The following is a 25232-nucleotide window of genomic DNA, read 5'->3' as shown; positions in this document are numbered from 1 at the left end:
CTCGATGGATAATCGGCAGGATTTCAGCGCAATCATCTGAAATAGTTCGATCTTTCCGGACCGGGTTGTTTTAGCCGCCCTTGCGTCATTTGGCGTCGCGAAAAACCATTTTTGCGTGCTAAAAGGCTGCAAAGCAGGTTTGAGGGAGCGGCCGCATGGAAGGCGAGAACAAGAAAACGGCACGTTCGGACCTCGACGAAGCCGCCCTCTACTTCCACAAGCATCCAAGGCCGGGAAAGCTCGAGATTCAGGCAACCAAGCCGCTCGGCAACCAGCGCGATCTGGCGCTGGCCTATTCGCCGGGTGTTGCCGCGCCCTGCCTCGAAATCCGCGACAATCCGGCAACCGCGGCCGATTATACAGCGCGCGCCAATCTGGTCGGCGTCGTCTCCAACGGCTCGGCCGTGCTCGGGCTCGGCAATATCGGCCCGCTCGCCTCCAAGCCGGTGATGGAAGGCAAGGCGGTGCTGTTCAAGAAATTCGCCGGCATCGACGTCTTCGACATCGAGATCGACGCGCCGGGCATAGAGCGCATGGTCGAGACGATCTCGGCGCTGGAGCCGACTTTCGGCGGCATCAATCTCGAGGACATCAAGGCGCCCGAATGCTTCGAGGTCGAGGCGCAGTTGAAGGCCCGCATGGGCATTCCCGTCTTCCATGACGACCAGCATGGCACCGCCATCATCGTCGCCGCCGCCGTGCTCAACGGGCTGGAATTCGCCGGCAAGACCATTTCCGACATCAAGATCGTCACCTCAGGCGCCGGTGCGGCAGCGCTCGCCTGCCTCAACCTGTTGGTCTCGCTTGGCGCCAAGGTAGAGAACATCTGGGTCACCGACCGCTTCGGCGTTGCCTACAAGGGCCGCACCGACGAGATGGATCGCTGGAAAGACCCCTATGTGAAGGACACCGAGGCGCGCACGCTGGCCGATGTGATCCCTGGCGCCGACGTTTTTCTCGGCCTGTCGGCCGCCGGCGTGCTGAAGCCGGAATTGCTTGATCATATGGCGCCTAAGCCGTTGATCCTGGCGCTGGCCAACCCCAATCCCGAAATCATGCCGGAGGTCGCGCGCGCCGCTCGTCCGGACGCGATGATCTGCACCGGCCGTTCCGATTTTCCCAATCAGGTCAACAACGTGCTTTGTTTTCCTTACATCTTCCGCGGTGCGCTGGACTGCGGCGCCAGCGCCATCAACGAGGAGATGAAGATGGCCGCGGTCCGGGCGATCGCCGCGCTTGCCCGCGAAGAACCGTCCGACGTCGCCGCCCGCGCCTATTCCGGCGAGACGCCGATCTTCGGACCCGACTTCCTTATCCCCTCGCCCTTCGATCCCCGCCTGATCCTGCGCATCGCGCCGGCGGTGGCCAAGGCTGCCTGCGGCACCGGCGTCGCGACCCGGCCGATCACCGACTTCGCCGCCTATATCGACCAGCTCAACCGCTTCGTCTTCCGCTCCGGCCTAGTGATGAAGCCGGTGTTTTCCTCGGCCAAGGCGTCGACCGCCAAGCGCGTCATCTATGCCGACGGCGAGGACGAGCGCGTGCTGCGCGCAGCCCAGGTGGTGCTGGAGGAAGGCATTGCCGAGCCGATCCTGATCGGCCGCCCGCATGTCATCGAGGTCAGGCTGAAGCGCTACGGCCTGCGTATCAAGCCGGGCGTCGATTTCGGCCTGATCAACCCGGAAGACGATCCGCGCTACCGCCATTATGTCGACCTGTTGATCGAGCTTGCCGGCCGGCGCGGCGTGACGACGGAGGCCGCGCGCACCATGGTGCGCACCGACAATACGGTGATTGCGGCACTGGCGCTGAAGCGCGGCGATGCCGACGCCATGATCTGCGGCCTCGAGGGCCGTTTCGAGCGGCATCTGCGCAATGTGACGCTGGTCATCGGACCACGCGCGGGCGTCAAGGACCGCGACCTGTCGACGCTGTCGATGCTGATCTCGCAGCGCGGCATCATCTTCCTCACCGACACCCATGTCTCGGTCGACCCGACGGCCGAGGAAATCGCCGAAATGACCATATTGGCGGCGGAGGAAATCCAGCGCTTCGGCATCGAGCCGAAGGCAGCGCTGCTGTCGCATTCGGATTTCGGCTCGCGTGATTCTCCCAGCGCGCTGAAGATGCGGCAGGCAGCGGCGATCCTGGCGCGCGTTGCGCCCGACCTGCAATGCGACGGCGAGATGCATGCCGATTCAGCCCTGTCGGAGCATCTGCGCCAGCGCGTCTATCCGCATTCGCGGCTGAAGGGCGAAGCCAATCTCCTGGTGTTCCCCAACCTCGACTCCGCCAACATCACGCTGACCGCGCTGCGCACGATGATGGACGCGCTGCATGTCGGGCCGATCCTGCTTGGCACCGACAAGCCGGCGCATATTTTGACGCCGTCGGTGACCTCGCGCGGCGTCGTCAACATGACGGCGCTTGCGGTGGTCGAGGCGGCGCACAAGGCACAGGCGGTGGTTCATTTCAACTGACGCCGTCAGGCAGGCACGAAACGGTAATGCCCGGTCTGCTTGAAGGCGAACAGCGTGTCCTCCTCGCGGGCGCCCGACCCGATATTGTGGATGACCAGCGGCCTTCCCGGCACGTCCGCCGAGCGTTCGGATGAGACGATGACGATGTGCGGCAGGTTGCCGGGCAGCATCTGGGTGACAAGATCGCCCGGCTGAAAGTCGGCAGGATCCTCGCTTACGGCCAAGGAAGCACCCTTGCGCCCGAAAAAGGCGGCAAGGTTGCCGACCCGTCGGTGATCGATGTTGCGGTCGGTCGCTTTCAGACCCCAGGTCTTGGGATAGGCGGCGAAATTGGCGGCCATATCCTCATGCACCAGTTTCTGCAGGTCGAGATTGAAGGCGCGGCGATAGGCGCGCACAATGACATCCGTGCACACGCCCCTATCCGGCGCGACGTCGCCGCCGGGATAGCCGAGGCGGACATAGGCCGGGTCGTAGAAGGTGGTGACGCCGATCTGCTCACGCCCGGCTTCGACCAATTTGCTGCGCCAGTCCGGAGCGGCTGGATTTTCCTGCGCCCGGACGGCGGGCGCCGCCAGGCACAACAGACCGAACTGCAGCGCGGTTCGACGGGTAATCGCGATCATGCCAGCTCCCCGGGGCATTGCTGGATCGTGGGATAATTCCGGGGCGATTGCGCCTTTTTCATGCAGCGGTGAGATCGCACAGTTGCCGCCCTATCCAAACGCCTCCTGCAACGCGTCTATGGGCTAAGACCATCTTTGGTTGTAGATTGAGGGAACGGTTAACGGCGAATCCGGTAGACAGGCAGGCAAGCGGGGTTCGGGCAATGACGGGCGGACGATGGAGGCTGAAGCACCTGGCTGCGCTGCTCGGAGCGCTTGTGCTTTCGGCCGTCGCCACCACTGAACCGCAGGCCGCCTCCCGCGTTTGCCGTCAACTGGAAGCCGAGCTTGCTTCTTCATCGAATGGCGGCGGCAATTCCAGCATGGTGCGGAAGTATGACAAGGCCATCTCCCGCCAGTTCGAACAGCTATCAAAGGTGCGCGGTCGTGCGAGCGATGCGAATTGCGGGTTTTCGCTGTTTTCGCGCAATGTCAGCCAATGTGCTGCGCTGAACAGCAGCATCGATCGCATGAACGCCAATCTCGATGCGTTGCAAGCCAAGCGCGCGCAGCTTGCCGGCGGCGGCTCGCGGCGCGACCGCGGCCGCATCCTGGCCGCGCTCGACGCCAATGGCTGCCGTGACGAGCCCGCGCCGCGCCGGGAGCCGCTGCAGGAAGCCAGCCGCGAACCCGACGACGGCAATCTGTTCGACCAGCTTTTCGGCGGCAACCGGCAGATCGACACGCTCGATCAGCCCGATGATCCCGGCGAGGAGCGCAATGTGCGCCGGGTGCTCAATCAGCCCGGCGTGCCGGATTTCCCGACGGTCGGCGGCGAGTTCCATACGAGCTGCGTGCGCACCTGCGACGGCTATTTCTTCCCGATGTCGAACTCGGCTTCGCTCGGCGATTTCGAGCGCGACCAGAAGAATTGCGAATCGAGCTGCCCCGGCACCGAAATGCAGGTGTTCTATTCGCGCGGCATGGAAGACGATTCGGCCAACATGACGTCGTCGGTGACCGGCAGGCCCTACAGCGAGTTGCCGACCGCCTATCTCTACAAACAGCCCAACATGTCGCGGCCGCTGGCTTGTGGCTGCAATGCGCAGGCCGGAAATTTCGAGATCATCGGCGGCAACCCGCCACCGCCCGAGCAATCGCAGCCTGATACCGAGACAACGCCATTCATTCCGGTGCCGGCGGCCAAACCCGATCCGGGCGCGGATCCGGAGACGCTGGCGAACGTACAAGGCGGGCTCGACCGCGCCGCCATCAAGCGCCTTGCCGTCAAGCCGGTGGTGTCGCCGGTGTCGCTGATCCCGCCGGACCAGCGCAAGGTCAGGGTCGTCGGGCCAGCGTTCCTTCCCGACCCAGCAGCGGCAATAGATCTGCAAGCTCCGGCCCGGAAGCAAGTCCGGTAAGCGCCAGCCTGAGCGGCATGAACAGCGCCTTGCCCTTTCGGCCGCTGGCTTCCCTGATCCTGGCCGTCCAGTCTTTCCAGACCGTACCGGTCCACGGCTCTTCCGGCAACAGGTCGAAGGCCTGCTGCAGGAAGTCGCGATCCTCGCCGGAAAATTCCGGCGCCGGCTGCGGGCCGTCGGCAAGGATGCGCCACCAGCCGACCGCGTCGCTCAGCCGGTCGAGATTGCCGCGCACCGCCAGCCAGAACGGCTCGGCCTTGTCGCCGGAGATGCCGAGCACGATCAGCCGGTCCCGCGCCTCGGAAAACGGCATGTGGTGCATGAGCGCACGATTGAGCACGAACAGCTCGTCCGGGTCGAATTTGGCCGCCGATTTCGACGTGGCGGCGGGATCGAAGCGCGCGGCCAGTGCCGGCATGTCATGCACCGCCGCGACATTTTCCGAGGTGCCGACAAGGACGGCCAGCGAAGCCACAGCCATCGGCTCGATGCCCTCCTCGCGCAGGCTTTCGATCGACAGCGCACCGCTGCGCTTCGACAGGCCCTCGCCCGAGGCCGTGGTCAAGAGATTGTGGTGGCCGAAGACAGGCGGCTCGGCGCCCAATGCCTTGAACAGCGCGATCTGCACGCCGGTGTTGGTGACGTGGTCGTCGCCGCGGATAACATGAGTGACCCCCATCTCGACGTCGTCGACGACCGATGGCAGCGTGTAGAGATAAGTGCCGTCCTCGCGCCGCAGCACCGGATCGGACAGTGAGGCCAGATCGACGGTTTCCTCGCCGCGCACCAGATCGTTCCAGTGCACTTCGGTGCGTTCGGGCTGCAGCGGATCGCTGGTGAAGTTGGGCAGCAGAAAGCGCCAGTGCGGCCGGCGGCCATCGGAGCGGTATTCGGCGATCTGCTGCTGCGAAAGCGCCAGCGCCTCGCGGCCATAGACCGGCGGCAGGCCGCGCGTGCGGCGCACCTTGCGGCGCAGGTCGAGTTCTTCGGGGGTTTCGTAGCAGGGATAAACAACGCCGGCCCTTTGCAGCCGCTCCACTGCCGCGTCGTAAATTTCGAAGCGCCGCGACTGGTATTCGGTGGCATCGGGGAAAATCCCCAGCCAGTGCAGGTCGTAGAGGATGGCGTCGGAAAATTCCTGCCTCGAGCGGGCAATGTCTGTGTCGTCGAAGCGCTGGATGAAACGGCCCTTGTTGTTCATGGCAAACAGCCAGTTGAACAAGGCGGTGCGGGCATTGCCGATATGAATGCGGCCGGTTGGTGAGGGGGCAAAACGGACGGTAACTGTCATGGGCGGGGCGTAACGGATGCTCTTGGAATTGACAAGACGCGCCCCCGCGCGACGCCAAAGACATAATGCACGCCAGCTAAAATGAAAAGGCTGTGAGCCAGAATCCGGCCGGGCCTGTCTCGGGTGAACCGCTCACCAGCGGTCCACGCCGGCAGAATCGGGCTTTCCTCAGCCGTTTTTTGTCCCCGTTATCCACATATGTGACACACAAGATGTTGGGGTCACAAAAGCTACGCAAACGAATCCTTGACGACGCAAACCGAGTCGCCTTTTATGTGCCATGTGCTCTTGTTGAGGGCGCGACCGGAGAGTTTCGAGCCCGGTCATTTTTCCCGGATTTTGTGCGTTTTGGCCATGATTTCCGCCTGTTTACGAGGCTGGCGGAAGCGTTGGATCGTGGGGGCTTCGGGAGCGAAAAGGGAGATTTGTCGGACTGGAATAAATTGTCTGTTAACACTATATTTAGTGTTTGCAGGCAGGTTCGACGCTAGATAGTGTGAATTTCCCTCGATCGAGGGAATCGAGGAAAAATTCAGTTTTGAGGGACCCGCAGGGTTCGGCGCAGAGTTGGAACAGCGGCTTCGCAAGAAGCTCGACCAGCAAGGCGACGAAGAGTGCGACTAGGAGAGCCGGTGTTTCGAACGCCGGCAGACGGCGGACATGCGCGTTTCGCATTGGGGGCAGAAATCCCTGGGGAAAAGCGCTATATATAGACAAAAGGGACCGGACCAATGCGCATCGAGCGTCGTTTCACCAAGCCAGGCCAATCAGCTTACGCGGAGATCGAATTCCGCAAGGCGCTTTCGGAGATCAAGAATCCGGACGGCTCGGTGGTGTTCCGCTTGGACAATATCGATGTGCCGGCGCAGTTCTCGCAGGTTGCCGCCGACATCCTGGCGCAGAAGTATTTCCGCAAGGCCGGCGTGCCCGCGCGCCTGAAGAAGGTCGAGGAGAACGACGTCCCCTCCTTCCTGTGGCGCTCCGTCGCCGACGAGGCCGAGCTTGCCAAGCTGCCGGAAGCCGAGCGCTACGGTTCCGAAATCGACGCCCGCCAGGTCTTCGACCGGCTGGCCGGCACCTGGACCTATTGGGGCTACAAGGGCGGCTACTTCAAGTCGGAAGAAGACGCGAGCGCCTTCCGCGACGAACTCGCCTATATGCTCGCCACCCAGCGCGTTGCGCCGAACTCGCCGCAATGGTTCAATACCGGCCTGCACTGGGCCTACGGCATCGATGGTCCGAGCCAGGGCCACTATTATGTCGACCCGTTTACCGGCAAGCTGACCAAGTCGAAGTCCTCCTACGAGCATCCGCAGCCGCATGCCTGCTTCATCCAGGGCGTGCAGGACGATCTCGTCAACGAAGGCGGCATCATGGACCTGTGGGTGCGTGAAGCGCGTCTGTTCAAATATGGCTCGGGCACCGGCTCCAATTTCTCGATGCTGCGCGGCGAAGGCGAAAAGCTGTCGGGCGGCGGCCGTTCGTCCGGCCTGATGAGCTTCCTCAAGATCGGCGACCGCGCGGCGGGCGCCATCAAGTCGGGCGGCACCACGCGTCGTGCGGCCAAGATGGTCATTGTCGACGCCGACCATCCCGATATCGAGGAATTCATCGACTGGAAGGTCAATGAAGAGCAGAAGGTGGCGTCGCTGGTCACCGGCTCCAAGATCGTGAAAAAACATCTCGAAGCGATCATGAAGGCCTGCATCAATTGCGAAGGCCATGATGACGATTGCTTCGACCCGTCGATCAACACCGCGCTGAAGCGCGAGATCAAGGCGGCCAAGAAGTCGGCCGTGCCGGAGAACTACATCTACCGCGTCATCCAGTTCGCCAAGCAGGGCTACACCGCGATGTCGTTCAAGACCTACGACACCGACTGGGATTCCGACGCCTACCTCACCGTTTCCGGCCAGAACTCCAACAATTCGGTGTCGCTGAAGGACAACTTCCTGCGCGCCGTCGAGGACGACGCCGACTGGCATCTGACCGCCCGCAAGGACGGCAAGGTGCTGAAGACGCTGAAGGCACGCGACCTCTGGGAAAAGATCGGCTACGCCGCCTGGGCTTCGGCCGATCCGGGCCTGCATTTCAACACGACGATGAACGACTGGCACACCTGCGCTTCGGCCGGTGCGATCCGGGCCTCCAATCCGTGCTCGGAATACATGTTCCTCGACGACACGGCCTGCAACCTGGCCTCGATCAACCTGCTCCCCTACCGCAACGCCGACGGCACGATCGACATCGCCGCCTACGAGCACACGGTGCGGCTGTGGACCGTCGTCCTCGAAATCTCGGTGATGATGGCGCAGTTCCCGTCGAAGGAGATCGCCAAGCAGTCCTATGAATACCGCACGCTCGGCCTCGGCTATGCCAACATTGGCGGCCTGCTGATGACGTCCGGCATTCCCTATGATTCCGACGAGGGCCGCGCCATCTGCGCCGCACTCACCGCCATCATGACCGGCATTGCCTATGCCACTTCGGCCGAGATGGCCGGCGAGCTCGGCGCCTTCGCCGATTACGACCGCAATGCCCAGAACATGCTGCGCGTCATGCGCAACCATCGCCGTGCCGCCTATGGCGAGAAACAGGGCTACGAGAAGCTCGCCGTCAATCCGGTGCCGCTGGTCGCGTCCGACCTGAAGCAGCAGGAACTGGCCGCGCACGCCAAGGCTGCCTGGGACCGCGCCATCGAACTCGGCGAGGAGCATGGCTACCGCAACGCGCAGGCGACCGTGATTGCGCCGACCGGCACGATCGGTCTCGTCATGGATTGCGATACCACCGGCATCGAGCCCGACTTCGCGCTGGTGAAGTTCAAGAAGCTTGCCGGCGGCGGCTATTTCAAGATCATCAACCGCGCCGTGCCGGAAGCGCTGCGCACACTGGGTTACTCAGAAAGCCAGATCGCCGAGATCGAGGCCTATGCGGTCGGTCACGGCAACATGAACCAGGCGCCGGCGGTCAACCCCGGCTCGCTCAAGGCGAAGGGCTTCACCGACGACAAGATCGCGGCGCTCAATGCAGCACTGAAGTCGGCCTTCGACATCAAGTTCGTCTTCAACCAGTGGACGCTCGGCGCCGACTGGGTGAAGGAGACGTTCGGCTTCACCGACGAGCAGCTCAACGACTTCTCGTTCGAGATGCTGCCGGCGCTCGGCTTCTCCAGGAAGGACATCGAAGCCGCCAACATCCATGTCTGCGGTGCGATGACGCTGGAAGGCGCGCCCTTCCTCAAGGCCGAGCATCTCGCGGTGTTCGACTGCGCCAGCCCGTGCGGCAAGATCGGCAAGCGCTCGCTGTCCATCAACAGCCACATCCAGATGATGGCGGCGGCACAGCCTTTCATCTCCGGCGCCATCTCCAAGACCATCAACATGCCCAACGATGCGACGGTGGAAGACGCCAAGGGCGCCTACATGCTGTCGTGGAAGCTGGCGCTGAAGGCCAACGCGCTCTATCGCGACGGCTCGAAGCTGTCGCAGCCGCTCAATTCGTCGCTGCTCGCCGACAGCGAGGACGACGAGGACGATGCGGTCGAGCAGTTGATCGCGGCGCCCGCTTCACAGCGTGCCGTGCAGGTCACCGAGAAGATCGTCGAGCGCGTCATCGAACGCCTCTACCGCGATCGTGAAAAACTGCCGAATCGCCGCAAGGGCTACACCCAGAAGGCAGTCGTCGGCGGCCACAAGGTCTACCTGCGCACGGGCGAATTCGACGACGGCCGCATCGGCGAGATCTTCATCGACATGCACAAAGAAGGCGCCGCTTTCCGGGCGATGATGAACAACTTCGCCATCGCCATCTCGCTTGGCTTGCAATATGGCGTGCCGCTCGAGGAATTTGTCGAGGCCTTCACCTTCACCAAATTCGAGCCGGCCGGCATGGTGCAGGGCAACGACGCGATCAAGAATGCGACGTCGATCCTCGACTACGTGTTCCGCGAACTCGCCGTGTCCTACCTCGGCCGCCACGACCTCGCCCATGTCGACCAGTCGGATTTCGACAAGACGGCGCTCGGACGCGGCATCAACGAAGGCAAGGCGACGCCGTTCTCGAAGGGCCTTACCCGCGGCGCCTCGCCGGTCAAGTTGGTGTCTGGCCTAGGTGGCGAACCCAAGGGTTTTGCCGGATCACCTGCCGCGGCCCCTGCCCGGGTCACCCCAACTGCGTTCTCAGGCTCCAATGTGCTGGCGCTTAAACCAGCAAGCGACGAAGCCATCGCCTACAAGCGCGACTATGAGGAGCGAGCCAAGGAATTGGTCGAAGATATTGTTTCCGAGGAGGCAGCCGACCCCACCGGTTTGTTCACCGACGAAGCAGCGAAAGAAGCGGCCGAGGCAAAGGCGCTTGCCTCCACGCGGCGTCAGCAATCCTTGATGCAAGGCTACACCGGCAACGAATGCTCGGAATGCCACAACTTCACCATGGTGCGGAACGGAACCTGCGAGAAGTGCGATACTTGTGGATCGACGAGCGGGTGCAGCTGAGAACTCATGCCGCCTCGGCTTACAGTCCGCGAAGTCATTCGCCTGCTGGAGACCGACGGTTGGTATCTGGTTGCAACCAAGGGCAGCCATCGCCAATATAAGCACAAAACCAAAGCCGGCCGCGTCACCGTGGCCGGCAAACCGTCTGAAGAGGTTGCGCCAGGAACACTGAACAGCATCCTCAAGCAGTCCGGTTTGAAGGAGTGACTATATGCGTTACGCGGTGGTGATTGAAAAAGCAGGCAACAATTTCTCTGCCTATGTGCCGGACCTACCCGGCTGCATCGCAACTGGTGCTACCGTGCCAGAAGTAGAAATCGAAATTCGCGACGCTATACGCTTTCACATCGAGGGCTTGCGTGCCGATGGGCTGGAGGTGCCCAAAGGAATCAGTCTCGCGGAATACGTAGAGGCATAAGCGGTAGCCCTTCAGGACAACATCCTATCCCGGCACCCGCAGCGTTTGATCGTCGAACAGCGGCTCGTCCTGCCCCGCCCGAACGAACAGCACCCTCCGCCCCTCACCCGCCGGCGCCTCGAAATACTGAATACCATCCGGCATTTCGCCCCAGTCGCCGCAGGGCGGTTCGGGAACTTCGTCATTGGCAAGCGCTTTCAGCTCTTTGGAATAGGCGGCGTCGGGGCTGAATGTGTAGCGTTTGACGCCGGTGGGCACGGTGCCCTCGGTGTAGGGCGTCAGCACGCAGCGGGCGCTGACTGATTTGTCGGTCTTTTCCAGCAACAGGCGCAACACCGCGGCCTCGGCGGTTTCGCCTGATTTGATGTCGAACACCTCGATCAGCGGATCGGGCGCGCTGCCATCGCTGTATTTGATGGCGAGTGCGTTGTCGACGAATTCGAAATGGATCTGGCGGAAGCCGAAATCGCAGCGCTGCACCCAGGCGGCCAGCCCAATCGTCTTGTCGGCTAGCTTTTCCCAGACGCATTTGTCGATCGGCGGGCGGGATGGCGCCGGCTCGTCCGCCCGCGCTGCGGCTGATATCGTCGCCGAGGCAAACAGCGTGCATATCCAGACAATCGGTCTCATGGCGCTATTCATCGCTGCATCCTGTCAATGTGAAGGCGTCCCACGCCGAGCCGTCCGGATTGGCATTGGCGAAATCGGCAAATTCGGTGAAGCCCGCGCCGAAATCGGGCAGCAACAGCCTTTCGGCGCCGGTGTCGCTTCGCGTGAATTCAGCTGCTCGGCTCCGCCTCCGGTCAAGGCATAGACCTGGCCAGTCCATATCCGGCACATCCCGCTGCCGTCCTCCAGCCCCGCTTCGCGGTCGTCGTCGGTGCAGGCATGGCGGATGGTGCCGAGCGGAAACGAATTTTTGCCATTGGTCCAGGTGATGTCGGCCGGCAAGCGCGTGTCGGTGTTGGGCACGGTCACCGAAAACACTTCGGCCGTCAGTGCCGCCGGCTCATTGTTCAGCGGCCGGAATTGCATCACCGCGCCCGAACGCGGCTCGCGGTAGGTGGCATGGCTGAGCAGACATTCTTTTGCGCTCGCTGCCTGCACGGCGCCGAGCAGAGCCAGGCAAACGACGGCCAGCCTGCGGACGATCATTGGATGTCTTGTCATGAAAGTGGGCGCCTCAGATAAAACCGACCAGCCAAGCCGCGCCGCCCAGAAACGCGGCCGAACAGACCCACAGCAGCCAAAGCCCGCGCACCCTGCATTCGAGCACTGCCGAGGCGGGGTTGGCTGGGTCGTAATGCACGTCGACCTTGCCGCCCTCGGCATAGCTGCGCGCCTGGCTGCTGACGAGGCCGGGCATTGAAGCGGTGACCGTGGCGCCGAAGGTGACGCGGTCTGAGGTGTAGTGCTGGCCTGCGACGCCGTAGCTGTACACGATGCGGGATTTGAAAACGGTGCTCCAGCGTCGGTGGCCGCTGTAGTTTCGTAGCGCCTGCAGACCGGAGGAATCGATGCGGCCGGGCGCGACCGGCCATTTTGCCGCCTGCTCGGCAAGCGACTTCTGGACGAAGGCCATGCGCAGGATCATCAGGCCCATGAACAGCAGCAGCGCTCCGGCGCCGAGGTTCTGCGGCTTGGGCAGGTGCGGCCGGATCGCCTCCAGCACGCCACCGAGCGAAAACACCAGCACCACCGTGCCGATCACCAGCCCGGCCGAGAGCTTGACCATGAACTTGAAGGCGCCGTCCGGCAGGGTGCGTTCGATCACGGCCTTGCCCGGATCGGCCGGATTGTAGAAGACGGTCACTTCAGCGCCGGTGGGAAACTGCGCCAGGGTTTCGGTGACTTCGAAATTCCCCAGATTCTCCTTCACGCTGTAGCGCGAGCTTTGAAATTTCTTTTTACCGACCTTGTATTCGAAGGTGATCGCCGGAAAATTGCGCATCTCGGTGGTGTCGCTGCTGTCCGAGCCGACGCCCGACCTTCTGACTTCACGCGCCTCGACGCGCGACGAGATGATCTTGCCCGGCGCCGGCAGCCAGTGGCTCATCGCCTGCACCTCGCGCCATTTGACGAAAGTGATGAACGACAGACCGCCCGCGATCGCGCAGGCAAATCCGACAATCAGAAATTTGAGCTCTACGTCCACCGCGTCCCCCAGGAGTGTCGGAAGCTGCGAATAGATAGCACGGCGAAGGCAATGTCTTGATTATTCGCGAAGGACGAACCGCCCTTCCTCGGGTATCGAAGCCCCCTCAACTTTGTTAAGAGTCGCCCAAACTGTTAGGAGCCATGAGACCAGGATGACAGCACTGCGCGTTCTCTCGGATGCCTTCATTCCGGAACTCCCGAACCACTACAAAGGCAAGGTCCGCGAGAATTACGATCTGCCGGATGGCCGCCGCATCATCATCGCCACCGACCGGCTGAGCGCCTTCGATGTGATCCTGACCGCAATACCTCTCAAGGGAGAGCTGCTGACGCAGACGGCGCGCTACTGGTTCGAGGAAACGGCGGACATCTGCCAAAACCATGTGCTCGATTATCCCGACCCCAATGTCGTTGTCGGCACCAGGCTCGACATTCTGCCGGTGGAAATCGTTGTTCGCGACTATCTCGCCGGCACCACCAGCACTTCGGTGCTGACGAAATACAAGAACGGCGAACGCGATATGTACGGCATCCGCCTGCCGGACGGGCTGCGCGACAATGAGAAGCTGCCGCAGGCCATCATCACGCCGACCAGCAAGGCGCTCGATGGCGGTCATGACGAGCCCTTGACGCGCGACGAGATCCTGACGCGCGGCCTGTTATCGGAAGAGCAATGGGACACAGTCTCGCGCTATGCGCTGGCGCTGTTTGCGCGCGGCAAAGCGTTGGCCGCGAAGCGCGGCCTGATCCTGGTCGACACCAAATATGAGTTCGGCACGAACAAGGATGGCACCATCATCCTTGCCGATGAAATCCATACGCCCGACTCAAGCCGCTACTGGCTTGCGGCAACCTATGAAGAGCGTTTCAAGGCAGGCGAGCGGCCGCAAAGTTTCGACAAGGACTTTATTCGCGCCTGGGTGACCGCGCGCTGCGATCCCTACAAGGATCGTATTCCGAAAATCCCCGCCGAGCTCATCGAGCAGACATCGCGGGTTTACACGCAGGCCTTTGAGACCATCACCGGCAAGACCTTCACCGCCGATATCTCGGGAAAGACGGTGCTGGACCGCATTCGCGAGAACCTGCGACCTTATTTCTGACGGCGGCTGGCGGCCGCCGGTCAACTTGCCGAGGTCGCGGACACGGACGGTTCTGGCGGAGCGCGCCACGTGCCGAGATATGATCCGCACAGGATGAGCGCGAAAGCCGCTACAATGCCGATATCGAGCGGCTCTGAAAGGACGAGCACGCCGGCTGCCACGGAGACGGCGGGCGCCACATAGGTTATGACGACCGCCCGTTCGGGGCCGATCTCCCGCACCAGCAGAAAATAGGTGGCGAAGGCGATCGCCGTGCAAAACACGCCAAGACCGAGGATTGCGCCAACCACCGTTGTCGACGGCATGGCCGCCGGCCAGGCCAACGCCGCCGGCACGGCGTAGATCAGCGCGGCCCCTGCCAGACAGACTGCCGTCAGCGAGGTTGCCGGCACATCGTTCAGCCAGCGCGACGCGATGATCGAACCCGAGGCATAGCAGGCCGCGGCCATGAGAATCTCGACGACCGCGAGAAATCCGCCACCCAAGGTCGGCAGCGCCAGCACGAAGACACCGGCAAAACCGAGGAAAAGACCGGTCCAGCGGCGTATCCCCAGCCGCTCATCCGAGCCCATCAGCTTTGAGAGCGCGACGGTTACCGCCGGCGTCATGGCAATCAGCAGTCCGGCGGTGGAACTGTCGATGCTGACTTCGCCATGGGTGATCAGCCCCCATGGCAGGATCATCTCGACCAGACAGAATGCGGCGACCGCCGGCCAATGTGTCTTCAGCCATCCGAAACTGCGCTGGACAAGGACGAAGGGCAGCAGCGCCAGGGCGCCGACGGCTGTTCGGGCAAAGACCAGGAAGGGCACCGACACCTCGGCAACCGCCAGCTTGATCAACAAATAGGGAATGCCCCACAGGAGGCTGAGCAGCACGAACAAAAACAGTCCGCGGCGCGTCATGACGGCCTCACAGCCAGAAAGGTGGTCCACTCTTCGCGATCGCGGCCGACGTTGAATTCGTCTCCGACAAGAACCAGCCCGGCGTTTTCAAGGCGGGCCGCGAAGTCGTCCCTGCGCCAGTAGACCGTATGATATTCGCCGCTCTTCTCGCCATCGCCAATGCGCATCGAGACGAGGAAGGCGCCGCCCGGCCGCAACGACCCGGCAATCTTGGCAAGCACCTGGTCGGCCTGCTCGCGCGGCACGTGGATCAGGACGCACAATGCGAGCACCGCGTCGTAGGGGCCGCCGAGATCGTCGGTGATGAGATCGAGAAACTCACCATGCTTGCCGCGTGCGGCCTGCAACTCGAGAAACCGCTTCGTTGCGTCTGTGCGCCGAACCTGGACACCGAGCCCTTCGACGAAGTCCGCATCGTATCCGGGCCCCGAACCGACTTCCAGAATCCGGCCACCTTTGCCGGCGATCTTCACCAGGCGCTTCAGCCATTTCTGTTCTCTTTGGTTCGGAACGTGCCGCACCAGAGCGTCGTAGCGTTCGGCATAGTCCTCATAGGCGTTGATCGTTTGGCGGCTCTTCGCCAGATCCTCGGATGGCACAGTCATCTTTCCCTCCCCTGGTCAAAGAGCTTGCTTAGCCAATGGTGCCGGGAGGCACGCGTCCGTCAAGCATACCGATATCCCTGAGGAAATGATCCGACAGCGAGCGGCGGTCGAGCAAGCCGCGCTTGCGAGGCCTGAACGGCGCGGTGAAGAGGTCGAGCACCGGGCGGCGAAGCGTGTTGTAGAGAGCGATGGTGGTGGTCATTGCCGTATCCTCAGGGTTTGATCCGATGAATGCAGCATGCCGTTTTCCGGGCTTGGTTTCCAATCGAACGTCGCGTAGTATGCATCAGCGGGATTGATGCGTCATGAGCTGGGAACTACCACCATTAGGAGCCATCAGGGTCTTTGAAGCCGCGGCCCGGCTGGGCAGTTTCACCAAGGCAGCCGAAGAACTCGGCATGACCCAATCAGCTGCCAGCTATCAGATAAAGGTGCTGGAAGAACGTGCCGGAACGCCGCTTTTCATAAGAAAAACAAGGCAGATCGCGCTGACCGAGGCCGGACAGCAGCTGGCGCCGCACGCAACAGGCGCGTTCTCGACCCTGGCCGACGCATGGGTCGCCACCAAGGGTGGAGCGACCGGCGTGCTGTCGGTGACGACCATGGAAACCTTCGCATCGAACTGGCTGGCCGTATGGCTTGGAACATTCCAGCTGATGCATCCCGATCTTGCCGTGAAGGTGAATACATCGCACGGGCTGGTCGATTTCACGCGCGGCGACATGGATGTCGGCATTCGCACCGGCAGTGGAAAATGGCCGGGCCTGACGGCTCACTATCTGTTCAAGGCGGACTATACGCCGATGCTCAGCCCGAGACTCGCCGAAAGCGTCGGCGGCATCCACCGCCCCGAGGATCTCTACCAAGTGCCGCTATGCTGTGCCGACGATCCCTGGTGGGAAATCTGGTTCAAGGCTGCCGGCGTGCCGTTCGAGCCCGATCGCGTCATCGCTGGCCCGAAGCTGGGTACGCAGGCCTATGATGCGATGGCGGCGCTGACCGACAAGGGCGCCGCGATCCTCACCAGAAACCTTTACAGCGCCCTGTTGGAAAAGGGCCAGTTGATACAGCCATTCGGCGTGCTTGGATCGGACGGCGACGGCTATTGGCTGGTGCATCTGGAGAGCCGCCGCAACGCGCCCAAAATCAAGGTGTTTCGCGACTGGGTGCTGGCGCAGACGGCAGAGATACGCGAACGCGAAAAGCGCGACAGCCCTCTAGGCACCGCGATAAAACTCGCCCCCGCCTCAACCCTCAGTCCTTGAAGGTCAACCCGTATCTTGCAACCTGTTCCTTCGGCATATCCGCAAGCGCCTGGCGCGTGGTGTAGCCGCCATAGATCACCTTGCCGTTCTTGATCATCCAGTCCTCGACGTCGGCCTCGGTCACCGTCATCCTGTCGCCCATCTTGTACTTGTTGCCATTGACCGGGACGTCGGCGAGCAGGCCGATATAGGAGCCGTCGCTGTAGCCGACCAGCTGCAGCCAGATATGCTCGGTGGCGCCGTTCTGGGTCAGCGGGAATTTTACCGTGTAGGTGCCGGGTGTGCCGGCGTCCATCAATTCGTGGAAGCGCTTGAGGGTCGAGCGGCCGCTGTCCTTGGCGGCCTGCATCGCCTTGTCCTCGGTGGAATAGGACACGACGTTCTGCTTCGACTCGGCCAGCGAAGTGCCACTTCCGCCCGGCATGTGGCCGAGCGAGCTGAAAAACCCGTAGCCGACAGCGGCGGCAAGAGCGACAGCCACAACTGGATTGCGCATGGACCCCTCCGAAACCCGATCACGGGCACGTTACCGGAAGGCTGTTGCGATACCGCTAAAGGACACAGTGAGCGGATCGTTAGCGAGACGCTGAAAATTCAACCCAAGCCGCAGCGGCAGGCAGCGCAGGCGCACCGGCACCGGCCTGACGTTCAGTCGGCGTCGGCGACGGTCGTCTGCCCGCCTGCCCATGCCCACCAGGCGCGCTCGTCGCCATGGAAGACGTTGAGGTCGATGCGGCCGGTCACGCCGTGCGACAGGCCGGAGCCGGAGTACTGCCAGAACAGCCATTTGCGGCCGGGATAGACTTTTGAGGGATGCCGCGCCACGGCGCGCAGCCAGAACGGATAATCGAGAAACGCACCTTTGAGATTGTCGCGATAGAAATCCGGTGCGGTGTAGATGATGGGCCGCTGGCCGTAATGGCGCTCCAGCTTGTCCATGAACACCTTCATCTTTTCCAGCACGGTGGCCCGCGAAGGCTGCCGCTTGCAGGAGGATTCGCCGTTCCATTCGACATCGATCACCGGCGGCAGCGCGCCTTCGACCCTTGGCACATTGCGGATGAACCAGTCCGCCTGCTCGCCGGCGGTGCGGCACCAGTAGAAGAAGTGATAGGCGCCGCGCTTCAGCCCGGCGGCATCGGCATTGCGCCAGTTCTTCATGAACATCGGGTCGAGATGGTCGCCGCCATCGGTCGCCTTGATATAGGCGAAGTTGGCGCCCTGGGCACGCAGCTTGCCCCAGTTGACATTGCCCTGCCAGCGCGAGACGTCGACGCCGTGGACGGCAAGGTAGCGTGGCGAAGCCTTGCCGAAATTGATCGGCTTGGCGTCGCGGAAACCGTAGCGGGTGACCGGCGAGGCCAGCATGGCCGGCGCCGCGCGCGTCAACCGCTTCGGCGCAGACATCAGAGCGGCGGGCTCGAGCTGTGGTCTGGTGCTCCCCTGCGGCGTGCCCGCGACGATGGCCTCTTCTTCCTCGACCATGGAAAAGGGCGGCGCATTGTCGGCCACAGCGTTGTCGGCCACCATGTCGGACCGCATCGGCGCGAGGTCGGCGGTCTCCGCCGGAGCCGCTGTGACCGGCGCGCTCGGACGCACGACCGAACTGGTCGTCTCGTTCGACGGCTGCAAGCCATCGACGCCCGCTGTGGACGAACAGCCGGCAAGCCACAGCGATGCCAACATGAAACTGACGACGCCTGAAATCCGCATCTGGACCTGTACGCAAAACACAACAGACCGAAGGCAAACAGACGCCGCCGGACAAACCGGCCTCGATTACTAACGAGAAATTACCAACAAAGTTTGAATCAAGTTGTTAGGAATTGGCCCTCTTGTCTTCTCCCCCTGTGGGAGAAGGTGGATCGGCGCGTAGCGCCGAGACGGATGAGGGGTGTTCCAGCGGAGTGAGGCGTTGGCGTTCCCTGGAACACCCCTCATCCGACCGAGCTTCGCTCGGCCACCTTCTCCCACAAGGGGAGAAGGGGAAGCCCTTACCTTCCCAGCCATTGCTGCATGCAGCTTTTCGCCACCACATGCGCCGGTGGCACGGCGTCGGCGGCCGGGCGGCGGGCACGTTCGAGCAGCAGGCGAACCTGTTCGGGGCGCACGCGGTCACGCTCCATCACGAGGAGGACCATCGGATCGCTCAAAAGCTCGTCCAGGGTGCTGATTCTGTCGCTCATCGGTCGTCTCCTCGATACCGGCCCGCAGACGATAGATAGGCAGGCAATCATGGCCCGCCAATGACGCTTTGCCGGCTATGTCGTGGTTTCGGGATTAATTTCCGGTAAGGCCGGCGTCAATTCGGAGGCGGCGCGCCTTCATGGTGCGGCAGGCCGTCATCGAGCTGCAGCCAGGGCTGCTTCGAGGCGGTCCACATATGCATTTCCGGCTTGAACAGCGAGGGATCGTCGAGCGAGCCGGTGGTGATGCCGACGATGCCGGCGGAGTCGCGTCGGGAAAACAGCGTGGTGCCGCAAGCGGCGCAAAAGCCGCGCTTGAGGTCCGGAGAGGTGTTGACCGTCGCCACCTCTCCCTCGACCGTGACATCGTCGATGCGAAACAAAAGGCGGGCGTTGAACGCCGCGCCTATGACCTTCTGGCAGCACCGGCAGTGGCAGACGCGCTGGTTGAGCGGCGCCGCCTCAGTGCCGTAGCGCACTGCCCCGCAATGGCATCCGCCCTGGTATTTCGTCATCATTCGAACTCATCACACTGAAGGTCTCTTGATGATATCGACAGGTACCTTTCGGTCAATTGAAAAGCCCTGATGGCGCCATCGATTGCGCCGATAGGACCAATGGCTGCGCCAAGGCTCCGTAGCTTCGCAGGCACAAAAAAGCCGACCGCCTCTTCGAGACGGCCGGCATGTATTTTCAGGCAAGCTATTTCGTTTCGCTGAGGACTTCGTCCCAGGTCTTCACCTTGGTTTCGCCATTGAGGAAGGGCAGTGCCGCGGCCGTCAGCTCCGGTGCGAAGAAGACGTCGTAGTGGGTGCGATTGGGAATGATGGCCAGCCGGTTCTGCGACAGGTTCTCACGCATCCAGCCGGCATCCTTCAGCCCGCCGCCGATCAACTGGTAGAACCTGATCTCGTGCTCGGGCTTGTACATGTCGCTGTCGCCATAGGCCAGCATGACTGGCATCTTCAGCTTCGCCACATCGGCGGAATAGTCGTAATCCTTGCGCATGAAATTGCCCAGCGCATCGAGCAGTTTAGGGAAATCGTCGGGACGTGGGGCGACGGCGACGTAGGATTTGTACATCGGCGTGTCCTTCATGAAATCGGCGGCGGCCGCGCTCACCTGCGCCTGCTGGCCGCGCATCTCGTCATAGAAGCCATTGGCGGCGAAGCCGGTCGAGACCAGGACCAGCCGGCGCACCGTCTCGGGATGCTGAACGGCCATGCGGAAGGCGACGCCGCCGCCCAGCGAATAGCCAAGCACGTCGACCTTGTCATAGCCGAGCGCCTTGACGATACCAGCCATGTCGTCGCCCATCCCCTCCAGGCTGAAGGGTCGCTCGCCGAGCGCGGTGCGGCCATGGCCCTGCAGGTCGACGGCAATGATGGTGCGGTTTTCCGCCAGCTTCGGCAGCAGCGGCGCGAACATGTCCGACGTGCCAAGGCCGCCATGCAGCAGAAGCAGCGGTTCGCCCTTGCCATAGACGGCATAGTAGTAATTCAGGCCGTCGATCGGCAGCAAGCCGGACTTTTCCGGCTTCGGCATGGCTGTTGCCTCGGTGGTCATGGCGGGCTTGGTCTCCTCTGCATTGGCTGGGCCGGGCGCTGCAAACAAGGCAGCGACCGAGGCAAGAATGGCGAAATAGATTCGTCTGGACATGTCGGTCTCCTCAGGTTCCCCCCAAGGACGAGCGAGCACGCCGCGTGCCGACATGCCCTGCGAAAAATCCGCGGAAGAATGACCGGTTTGGCTGTTGTCGATCGGTCGCGCGCCTCAGTGGCGCTTGGCCTGCACCAGATAGGCGTCGATCTCGGTCTCGCCGAGCCATTTGGCGGCTTCCAGCCGGTGCAGGCCCTCGACCAGGATGTGGCGCTTGCCGTCATGGCGAACCTGGATCGGCGTCTTCATGCCGTTTTCCAGTATGTCTTCGGCCAGATGCCGGACCGTTTCGGGATGCAGCGTCTTCTTGCGCGCCGTCGGCACGTAGATTTCGTCGACCTTGACCTTCTGCACTCTCAGCATACCGGCTCCCGAGGCGGAAAATGCCGCCTCGCCTGAGATAGTCGGTTTGCCAGGTGCGGCCAAGAGCGGCCAAGCAATTGTGTCGTATGCAATTGCTGGCCCGATCGTTTCCATTTGACGCTTGGCCGGCAGATGGCCGAAATGGCGGCCTGTCACTTTTCCGGTGTTCATGACCCAACTGCCGACCGAATTTCCCGATTTCGGACTGACGCCCGAGCAGCGCCGCGAGGCAGTGCGCGGCCATTACTATGAATGGCCGGGAATGGACGGCGAGCGCGGCGAGATCTGGTGTTATTCCAACCGCTTTTCCTACCGCGCCGGCGAGACCGTGACGCTGCATGTCAGTTCGACAGTGCCGCGCTTCAGCATTGTCATTGTCCGCGACGGCGGCAGCGAGACAAAAGTCTTCGAGCAAACGGGGCTTTCGGCGCGCTGGCAGGATACGCCCGACCAGTGCTCGGTCGAAGGCTGCGGCTGGGAGGCGTCTTTCGAATTTCGCATAGGCAACGATTGGCCATCCGGCGCCTATCGGCTGACACTGACGGGGGACGGGCGCGAGCCCATCCATTGCCATCACCTCATCATCGTCGCGCCCCTGCCCGGCAAAAAGCCCGGTCGCGTGCTGCAGGTGGCGGCGACGGGCACCTGGCTGTCCTACAACACCTGGGGCGGCTCCAACGCCTATCAGGGTATCACCGGACCTGGCCGCGACCAATATGCGCGCATGGTGTCGACGCAGCGGCCGTGGTGCCGCGGCTTTGTCGTGCTGCCCAAGGACGCGCCGCGCGTGCCCTTGGAGGTCGCGGTGCCGCCGAAAACCGTGCCGCGCTATCCGCACATGGAATGGGCGTACGCCACCGGACATTCGAAGAAATACACCTCCTCCGGCTGGGCGAGCTATGACAGCCACTTCTTCCGCTTTGCCGAGCGCGCCGGCTATGGCGTCGATCTCGCCAGCCAGCACGATTTGCACTTCTCGCCCGAAATCCTCGATGGTTATGACTGTGTGGTCTTCGTCGGCCATGACGAGTACTGGACCTGGGAGATGCGGGACGCCGTCGACAGCTACGTCGAGCGCGGCGGCCATGCGGCGCGCTTTGCCGGCAATTTCATGTGGCAGACAAGGCTCGAGGACGAAGGCCGCCGGCAGGTCTGTTACAAATACCGCGCGCGGGCCGAAGACCCGGCCTATGGCGGCGACGTCACCCGCGCCACCAACTCCTGGGAAGCGCCGGAGATCGGCCGTCCCGGCGCTCTGACCTTCGGCCTTAACGCAACGAGGGGCGTCTATTCCGGCTGGGGCGGATGCGCACCGCGCGGCGTGCGCGGCTTTCCGGTCTATCGGCCCGAGCACTGGGCCTTTGCCGGCACCGGCATGTACTATGGCGACCTGCTCGGCGCCGACAGCCATGTCTATGGCTATGAGGTCGACGGGCTCGATTTCGAGATCCGCGGCGGCCTGCCCTATCCGACACCGGACAGCGGTGCGCCTGACGGGCTGCAGGTGCTGGCCGTCGGCATAGCGAGCCAGGTCGAGGAAAGCGCCGATATCCCGATCGAGGACCAGTTTCTCGCCGACGAGGATGGCCGCTTTACGGCCGAAACGCTGTTTGGCGAGGCGACCGACGCCAATCTGGAAAAGGTCAAACGCGGCAACGGCATGATCGTCAATTTTCCGCGCGGCAAGGGCGAGGTTTTCCACGCCGGAAGCTGCGAATGGGTCGCCGGCCTGCTCAGGCAGGATCCCATGGTCGAGCGAGTGACCAGGAATGTAATCGATCGCTACCTCGGAAAGTCCTGACATGCAGAAGCCCTCATCAACTGGTTCAGAAACGCGCGCGCCCTCGCACCTGTTCTACCTCTCCAGCCTGCGCCGGCCGCTGATCGACCGCGCCGAAGGCATTTATATGTGGACGCAGGACGGCCGCCGCTTCATCGACGGATCGAGCGGACCGATGGTCGCCAATATCGGCCATTCCAACCGCAACGTGCTCGACGCCATGAAGCGGCAGATGGACCGCGCCACCTTCGCCTACCGGCTGCATTTCGAGAACGAGCAGGCGGAAGAACTGGCGCGGGAGCTCGCCGGCAAACTGCCGGAGGGCATGGACCGAATCTTCTTCGTCTCCGGCGGTTCGGAGGCGACGGAATCCTGCATCAAGCTGGCGCGGCAATGGGCGGTCGCGACCGGCCAGCCGAAGCGCTGGAAGGTTATCACGCGTTTTCCCTCCTATCATGGCGGCACGCTGGGTTCGCTTTCGATAACCGGCGACGATGCGCTGGCCGAAACGTTCACACCGATGATGCGGGTGATGCCGACCGTGCCGGCGCCGACGGCATGGCGCGACCGCGACAATCTTTCGATGGAGCAGCGCGGCGTCCGTTATGCCGACATGCTGGAGGAGAAGATCCAGGCCGAGGGCCCGGACAGCGTGCTCGCCTTCATCATGGAGCCGATCGGCGGTGCGGCGACTTCGGCCCTCGTCGCACCGGACAGCTATTATCCGCGTATACGCGAGATCTGCGACCGCTACGGCATCCTGCTCATCCATGATGAAGTGATGAGCGGCGCCGGCCGCACCGGAAAATTCCTTGGCGGCGACCATTGGAACTGCAAGCCCGACATCGTCGCGCTGTCGAAGGGGCTTGGCTCCGGCTATGCGCCGCTCGGCGCGCTGGCCGCCCCGATGCGGCTGGTCGAGCCGCTGCTGGCGTCGGGCGGCTTCCAGCATGGCCACACCTATGCTGGCAATCCGCTCGCCTGCGCGGCCGGGCTCGCCGTGCTCGGCGAAATGGACCGCCTCGACCTGATCGCCAATGCCGCCGCGATGGGCGACGTGCTGATGGACGGGCTGAAAGGGCTGGCGAAGCGTTTTCCGTTCATCGCCGATGTCCGAGGCAAAGGCCTGCTCACCGGCGCCGAGATGGTTGCCGATCCCGAAACTCTACGGCCGATCGAACAGGGCAAGAAAGCCACGCAGCGCCTGCTCGACCTCGCCTACGAGCGCGGGCTGATCATCTACGGCCGCAGGGTCAAGGGCGGTGTCGACAGCGACAATTTCATGGTGGCGCCGCCGATGATCGTCACGGCTGAAGAGGTCGGCCAGATCATTTCCATCATCGGCGATTCGCTGGAAGTTCTGGCCGCCGAACTCGACCTGCCGGTCGAAGGCTGAGGGCTAAAGAATGGCGCCGAGGAAAGTCATCATCACCTGCGCGGTCACTGGCTCGGTGCACACCCCGTCCATGTCGCCCTATCTGCCGGTGACGCCGGACCAGATCGCGACCGACGCCATCGCGGCGGCCGAGGCTGGCGCCTCAATCCTGCATCTCCACGCCCGCGATCCCAAAGACGGCCGGCCGACCGCCGATCCCGAGGTGTTCATGCAGTTCCTGCCGCGCATCAAGCAAGCGACCGATGCGGTGATCAACATCACCACCGGCGGTTCGTCGCTGATGACGCTCGACCAGCGGCTGGCGGCACCACTGCGGGCCGAGCCGGAAATGTGTTCGCTGAACATGGGCTCGATGAATTTCGCGCTGTTCCCGATGCTCGACAAGCCAAGGGAATGGCAGCACGAGTGGGAACCAAAGCTGCTCGAAGCCACCCGCGACACCATCTTCAAGAACACCTTTGCCGATATGGAAGGCGTGCTCGAAAAGCTCGGCAAGGGCTGCGGCACGCGCTTCGAGTTCGAATGCTACGATGTCGGCCATCTCTATTCGCTGGCGCATTTTCGCGACCGCGGGCTGGTGTCGGGACCGCTGTTCATCCAGTTCGTGCTCGGCATTCTCGGCGGCATCGGCGCCGATCCCGACAATCTCATCCATATGAAGCGCATCGCCGACAAGCTGTTCGGCGACAGCTACCAGTTCTCGGTCCTGGCAGCAGGCCGCAACCAGATGCCATTGATCTCGATCGCGGCGGCGATGGGCGGCAATGTCCGCGTCGGGCTGGAGGACAGTCTCTATGATGGCCGCCAGCTGGCGAAATCCAATGCCGATCAGGTGCGCAGGATACGTGGCATTCTCGATGGCCTGTCGCTGGAGGTGGCCACACCGGCGGAGGCGCGGGAGATGCTGGCGCTGAAGGGTGGGGACCGGGTGGCGTTTTGAGATGATTGAGATGGCGGCGCCCAGTCGCACCCCCCTCTGTCCTGCCGGACATCTCCCCCTCAAGGGGGGAGATTGGATGTCGCCACGGCCTTCGCAAACTTCCAAAGTTGCAGGATGGACGGCAGCGCAGAAACTGCTGATCTCCCCCCTTGAGGGGGAGAT

General features: G+C 62.8%; 24 protein-coding genes. 10 read left to right on the top strand and 14 right to left on the bottom strand.

The annotated features are described in order from the left end of the window. The first annotated feature begins 155 nt into the window (after positions 1-155). Positions 156-2480, top strand: a complete 2325-nt coding sequence (locus tag NKI32_RS09115; RefSeq protein ID WP_353002523.1) for an NADP-dependent malic enzyme — start codon at positions 156-158, stop codon at positions 2478-2480. Between the two features lie 5 nt (positions 2481-2485). Here NKI32_RS09115 and NKI32_RS09110 read toward each other — a convergent pair whose 3' ends face one another. Beyond that, positions 2486-3106 (bottom strand): DUF1287 domain-containing protein, encoded by a 621-nt coding sequence (locus tag NKI32_RS09110; RefSeq protein WP_023711449.1) that lies wholly within the window; start codon positions 3104-3106, stop codon positions 2486-2488. Between the two features lie 203 nt (positions 3107-3309). On the opposite strand from NKI32_RS09110, the gene NKI32_RS09105 reads away from it, so the two are divergent. Further along, positions 3310-4506 carry a DUF2865 domain-containing protein gene (locus NKI32_RS09105; RefSeq protein ID WP_023694166.1) on the top strand — a complete coding sequence of 399 codons (1197 nt, stop codon included), beginning with the start codon at positions 3310-3312 and terminating at the stop codon, positions 4504-4506. Here the strand turns inward: NKI32_RS09105 and gltX are convergent. Further along, on the bottom strand, positions 4424-5797 hold the full coding sequence (gltX, locus tag NKI32_RS09100; protein ID WP_353002522.1) for a glutamate--tRNA ligase: 1374 nt from the start codon (positions 5795-5797) through the stop codon (positions 4424-4426). The two genes, NKI32_RS09105 and gltX, sit on opposite strands and share 83 nt — an antisense overlap. A gap of 731 nt (positions 5798-6528) precedes the next feature. Here gltX and NKI32_RS09095 point away from each other — a divergent pair. From NKI32_RS09095 to NKI32_RS09085, 3 genes are read left to right on the top strand one after another with little or no spacing between them, the layout of a single operon-like run. Further along, positions 6529-10293, top strand: coding sequence for a vitamin B12-dependent ribonucleotide reductase (locus NKI32_RS09095; protein WP_353002521.1), 3765 nt, complete (start codon positions 6529-6531; stop codon positions 10291-10293). 6 nt (positions 10294-10299) lie between these two features. Continuing rightward, complete coding sequence (locus tag NKI32_RS09090; RefSeq protein WP_023669047.1) at positions 10300-10500, top strand: type II toxin-antitoxin system HicA family toxin; 201 nt, start codon at positions 10300-10302, stop codon at positions 10498-10500. A 4-nt stretch (positions 10501-10504) separates the two neighbouring features. Next, a complete protein-coding gene (locus NKI32_RS09085) occupies positions 10505-10711 on the top strand; it encodes a type II toxin-antitoxin system HicB family antitoxin (protein WP_023669048.1) in 207 nt (68 codons plus the stop codon). Positions 10712-10735: 24 nt separating this feature from the next. Here NKI32_RS09085 and NKI32_RS09080 read toward each other — a convergent pair whose 3' ends face one another. From NKI32_RS09080 to NKI32_RS09070, 3 genes are read right to left on the bottom strand one after another with little or no spacing between them, the layout of a single operon-like run. Continuing rightward, the gene (locus tag NKI32_RS09080) at positions 10736-11341 is read right to left on the bottom strand and encodes a hypothetical protein (protein WP_245272086.1); all 606 of its coding nucleotides are present in this window, start codon (positions 11339-11341) and stop codon (positions 10736-10738) included. Positions 11342-11365: 24 nt separating this feature from the next. After that, positions 11366-11881 (bottom strand): hypothetical protein, encoded by a 516-nt coding sequence (locus tag NKI32_RS09075; protein WP_245272087.1) that lies wholly within the window; start codon positions 11879-11881, stop codon positions 11366-11368. Between the two features lie 13 nt (positions 11882-11894). Beyond that, positions 11895-12866: a DUF3592 domain-containing protein gene (locus NKI32_RS09070; RefSeq protein ID WP_023669050.1), complete on the bottom strand. Its 972-nt coding sequence runs from the start codon at positions 12864-12866 to the stop codon at positions 11895-11897. A 163-nt stretch (positions 12867-13029) separates the two neighbouring features. Between NKI32_RS09070 and NKI32_RS09065 the strand changes: the two genes are divergently transcribed. Beyond that, positions 13030-13971, top strand: coding sequence for a phosphoribosylaminoimidazolesuccinocarboxamide synthase (locus tag NKI32_RS09065; protein ID WP_023669051.1), 942 nt, complete (start codon positions 13030-13032; stop codon positions 13969-13971). Positions 13972-13991: 20 nt separating this feature from the next. On the opposite strand, the gene NKI32_RS09060 is transcribed toward NKI32_RS09065, so the two are convergent. From NKI32_RS09060 to NKI32_RS09050, 3 genes are read right to left on the bottom strand one after another with little or no spacing between them, the layout of a single operon-like run. Next, a complete protein-coding gene (locus NKI32_RS09060; RefSeq protein WP_023669052.1) occupies positions 13992-14876 on the bottom strand; it encodes a DMT family transporter in 885 nt (294 codons plus the stop codon). Then, complete coding sequence (locus tag NKI32_RS09055; RefSeq protein ID WP_023669053.1) at positions 14873-15481, bottom strand: class I SAM-dependent DNA methyltransferase; 609 nt, start codon at positions 15479-15481, stop codon at positions 14873-14875. Before NKI32_RS09055 ends, NKI32_RS09060 begins: the two co-directional genes overlap by 4 nt. A gap of 28 nt (positions 15482-15509) precedes the next feature. Continuing rightward, positions 15510-15683: a hypothetical protein gene (locus NKI32_RS09050; RefSeq protein WP_023669054.1), complete on the bottom strand. Its 174-nt coding sequence runs from the start codon at positions 15681-15683 to the stop codon at positions 15510-15512. A 103-nt stretch (positions 15684-15786) separates the two neighbouring features. On the opposite strand from NKI32_RS09050, the gene NKI32_RS09045 reads away from it, so the two are divergent. Next, positions 15787-16746 (top strand): LysR family transcriptional regulator, encoded by a 960-nt coding sequence (locus NKI32_RS09045; protein WP_023669055.1) that lies wholly within the window; start codon positions 15787-15789, stop codon positions 16744-16746. Here the strand turns inward: NKI32_RS09045 and NKI32_RS09040 are convergent. The 6 genes from NKI32_RS09040 to NKI32_RS09015 form a co-directional block, all read right to left on the bottom strand. Further along, positions 16736-17242, bottom strand: a complete 507-nt coding sequence (locus NKI32_RS09040; protein ID WP_023669056.1) for a DUF2314 domain-containing protein — start codon at positions 17240-17242, stop codon at positions 16736-16738. The genes NKI32_RS09045 and NKI32_RS09040 overlap by 11 nt on opposite strands. Before the next feature lie 152 nt (positions 17243-17394). Next, entirely contained in the window at positions 17395-18459 is a 1065-nt protein-coding gene (locus NKI32_RS09035; RefSeq protein WP_023669057.1) for a glycoside hydrolase family 25 protein, read from the bottom strand. Between the two features lie 281 nt (positions 18460-18740). Then, positions 18741-18932, bottom strand: coding sequence for a hypothetical protein (locus NKI32_RS09030; RefSeq protein ID WP_023669058.1), 192 nt, complete (start codon positions 18930-18932; stop codon positions 18741-18743). Between the two features lie 116 nt (positions 18933-19048). Beyond that, a complete protein-coding gene (locus tag NKI32_RS09025; RefSeq protein ID WP_023754395.1) occupies positions 19049-19447 on the bottom strand; it encodes a GFA family protein in 399 nt (132 codons plus the stop codon). A gap of 187 nt (positions 19448-19634) precedes the next feature. Beyond that, complete coding sequence (locus tag NKI32_RS09020) at positions 19635-20591, bottom strand: alpha/beta fold hydrolase (protein ID WP_353002520.1); 957 nt, start codon at positions 20589-20591, stop codon at positions 19635-19637. A 114-nt stretch (positions 20592-20705) separates the two neighbouring features. After that, a complete protein-coding gene (locus tag NKI32_RS09015) occupies positions 20706-20954 on the bottom strand; it encodes a ParB N-terminal domain-containing protein (protein ID WP_023669061.1) in 249 nt (82 codons plus the stop codon). Positions 20955-21123: 169 nt separating this feature from the next. On the opposite strand from NKI32_RS09015, the gene NKI32_RS09010 reads away from it, so the two are divergent. Genes NKI32_RS09010 through kce form a run of 3 tightly spaced genes read left to right on the top strand, consistent with a single transcriptional unit; the run spans position 21124 to position 25070 of the window. Continuing rightward, the gene (locus tag NKI32_RS09010; RefSeq protein WP_023745991.1) at positions 21124-22755 is read left to right on the top strand and encodes a N,N-dimethylformamidase beta subunit family domain-containing protein; all 1632 of its coding nucleotides are present in this window, start codon (positions 21124-21126) and stop codon (positions 22753-22755) included. A gap of 1 nt (position 22756) precedes the next feature. Then, the gene (locus tag NKI32_RS09005) at positions 22757-24130 is read left to right on the top strand and encodes an aminotransferase family protein (protein WP_353002519.1); all 1374 of its coding nucleotides are present in this window, start codon (positions 22757-22759) and stop codon (positions 24128-24130) included. A 10-nt stretch (positions 24131-24140) separates the two neighbouring features. Next, positions 24141-25070: a 3,5-dioxohexanoate:acetyl-CoA acetone transferase gene (kce, locus tag NKI32_RS09000; protein ID WP_353002518.1), complete on the top strand. Its 930-nt coding sequence runs from the start codon at positions 24141-24143 to the stop codon at positions 25068-25070. The last annotated feature ends 162 nt before the right edge of the window (positions 25071-25232 follow it).

Origin of the sequence: Mesorhizobium sp. M0761 (assembly GCF_040320205.1) — a bacterium.
GTDB lineage: Bacteria > Pseudomonadota > Alphaproteobacteria > Rhizobiales > Rhizobiaceae > Mesorhizobium.
This window is presented reverse-complemented; position numbering and strand designations above follow the sequence as displayed.

Bases quoted from the DNA above. Each gene is read 5' to 3' on its own strand.
- NKI32_RS09090 (WP_023669047.1), top strand. From the start codon at position 10,300: ATGCCGCCTCGGCTTACAGTCCGCGAAGTCATTCGCCTGCTGGAGACC.
- NKI32_RS09085 (WP_023669048.1), top strand. From the start codon at position 10,505: ATGCGTTACGCGGTGGTGATTGAAAAAGCAGGCAACAATTTCTCTGCC.
- NKI32_RS09060 (WP_023669052.1), bottom strand. From the start codon at position 14,876: ATGACGCGCCGCGGACTGTTTTTGTTCGTGCTGCTCAGCCTCCTGTGG.
- NKI32_RS09015 (WP_023669061.1), bottom strand. From the start codon at position 20,954: ATGCTGAGAGTGCAGAAGGTCAAGGTCGACGAAATCTACGTGCCGACG.
- NKI32_RS09095 (WP_353002521.1), top strand. From the start codon at position 6,529: ATGCGCATCGAGCGTCGTTTCACCAAGCCAGGCCAATCAGCTTACGCG.
- gltX (WP_353002522.1), bottom strand. From the start codon at position 5,797: ATGACAGTTACCGTCCGTTTTGCCCCCTCACCAACCGGCCGCATTCAT.
- NKI32_RS09115 (WP_353002523.1), top strand. From the start codon at position 156: ATGGAAGGCGAGAACAAGAAAACGGCACGTTCGGACCTCGACGAAGCC.
- NKI32_RS09075 (WP_245272087.1), bottom strand. From the start codon at position 11,881: ATGACAAGACATCCAATGATCGTCCGCAGGCTGGCCGTCGTTTGCCTG.
- NKI32_RS09050 (WP_023669054.1), bottom strand. From the start codon at position 15,683: ATGACCACCACCATCGCTCTCTACAACACGCTTCGCCGCCCGGTGCTC.
- NKI32_RS09080 (WP_245272086.1), bottom strand. From the start codon at position 11,341: ATGAGACCGATTGTCTGGATATGCACGCTGTTTGCCTCGGCGACGATA.
- NKI32_RS09005 (WP_353002519.1), top strand. From the start codon at position 22,757: ATGCAGAAGCCCTCATCAACTGGTTCAGAAACGCGCGCGCCCTCGCAC.
- NKI32_RS09020 (WP_353002520.1), bottom strand. From the start codon at position 20,591: ATGTCCAGACGAATCTATTTCGCCATTCTTGCCTCGGTCGCTGCCTTG.
- NKI32_RS09035 (WP_023669057.1), bottom strand. From the start codon at position 18,459: ATGCGGATTTCAGGCGTCGTCAGTTTCATGTTGGCATCGCTGTGGCTT.
- NKI32_RS09040 (WP_023669056.1), bottom strand. From the start codon at position 17,242: ATGCGCAATCCAGTTGTGGCTGTCGCTCTTGCCGCCGCTGTCGGCTAC.
- NKI32_RS09010 (WP_023745991.1), top strand. From the start codon at position 21,124: ATGACCCAACTGCCGACCGAATTTCCCGATTTCGGACTGACGCCCGAG.
- NKI32_RS09105 (WP_023694166.1), top strand. From the start codon at position 3,310: ATGACGGGCGGACGATGGAGGCTGAAGCACCTGGCTGCGCTGCTCGGA.
- NKI32_RS09025 (WP_023754395.1), bottom strand. From the start codon at position 19,447: ATGACGAAATACCAGGGCGGATGCCATTGCGGGGCAGTGCGCTACGGC.
- NKI32_RS09030 (WP_023669058.1), bottom strand. From the start codon at position 18,932: ATGAGCGACAGAATCAGCACCCTGGACGAGCTTTTGAGCGATCCGATG.
- kce (WP_353002518.1), top strand. From the start codon at position 24,141: ATGGCGCCGAGGAAAGTCATCATCACCTGCGCGGTCACTGGCTCGGTG.
- NKI32_RS09110 (WP_023711449.1), bottom strand. From the start codon at position 3,106: ATGATCGCGATTACCCGTCGAACCGCGCTGCAGTTCGGTCTGTTGTGC.
- NKI32_RS09045 (WP_023669055.1), top strand. From the start codon at position 15,787: ATGAGCTGGGAACTACCACCATTAGGAGCCATCAGGGTCTTTGAAGCC.
- NKI32_RS09055 (WP_023669053.1), bottom strand. From the start codon at position 15,481: ATGACTGTGCCATCCGAGGATCTGGCGAAGAGCCGCCAAACGATCAAC.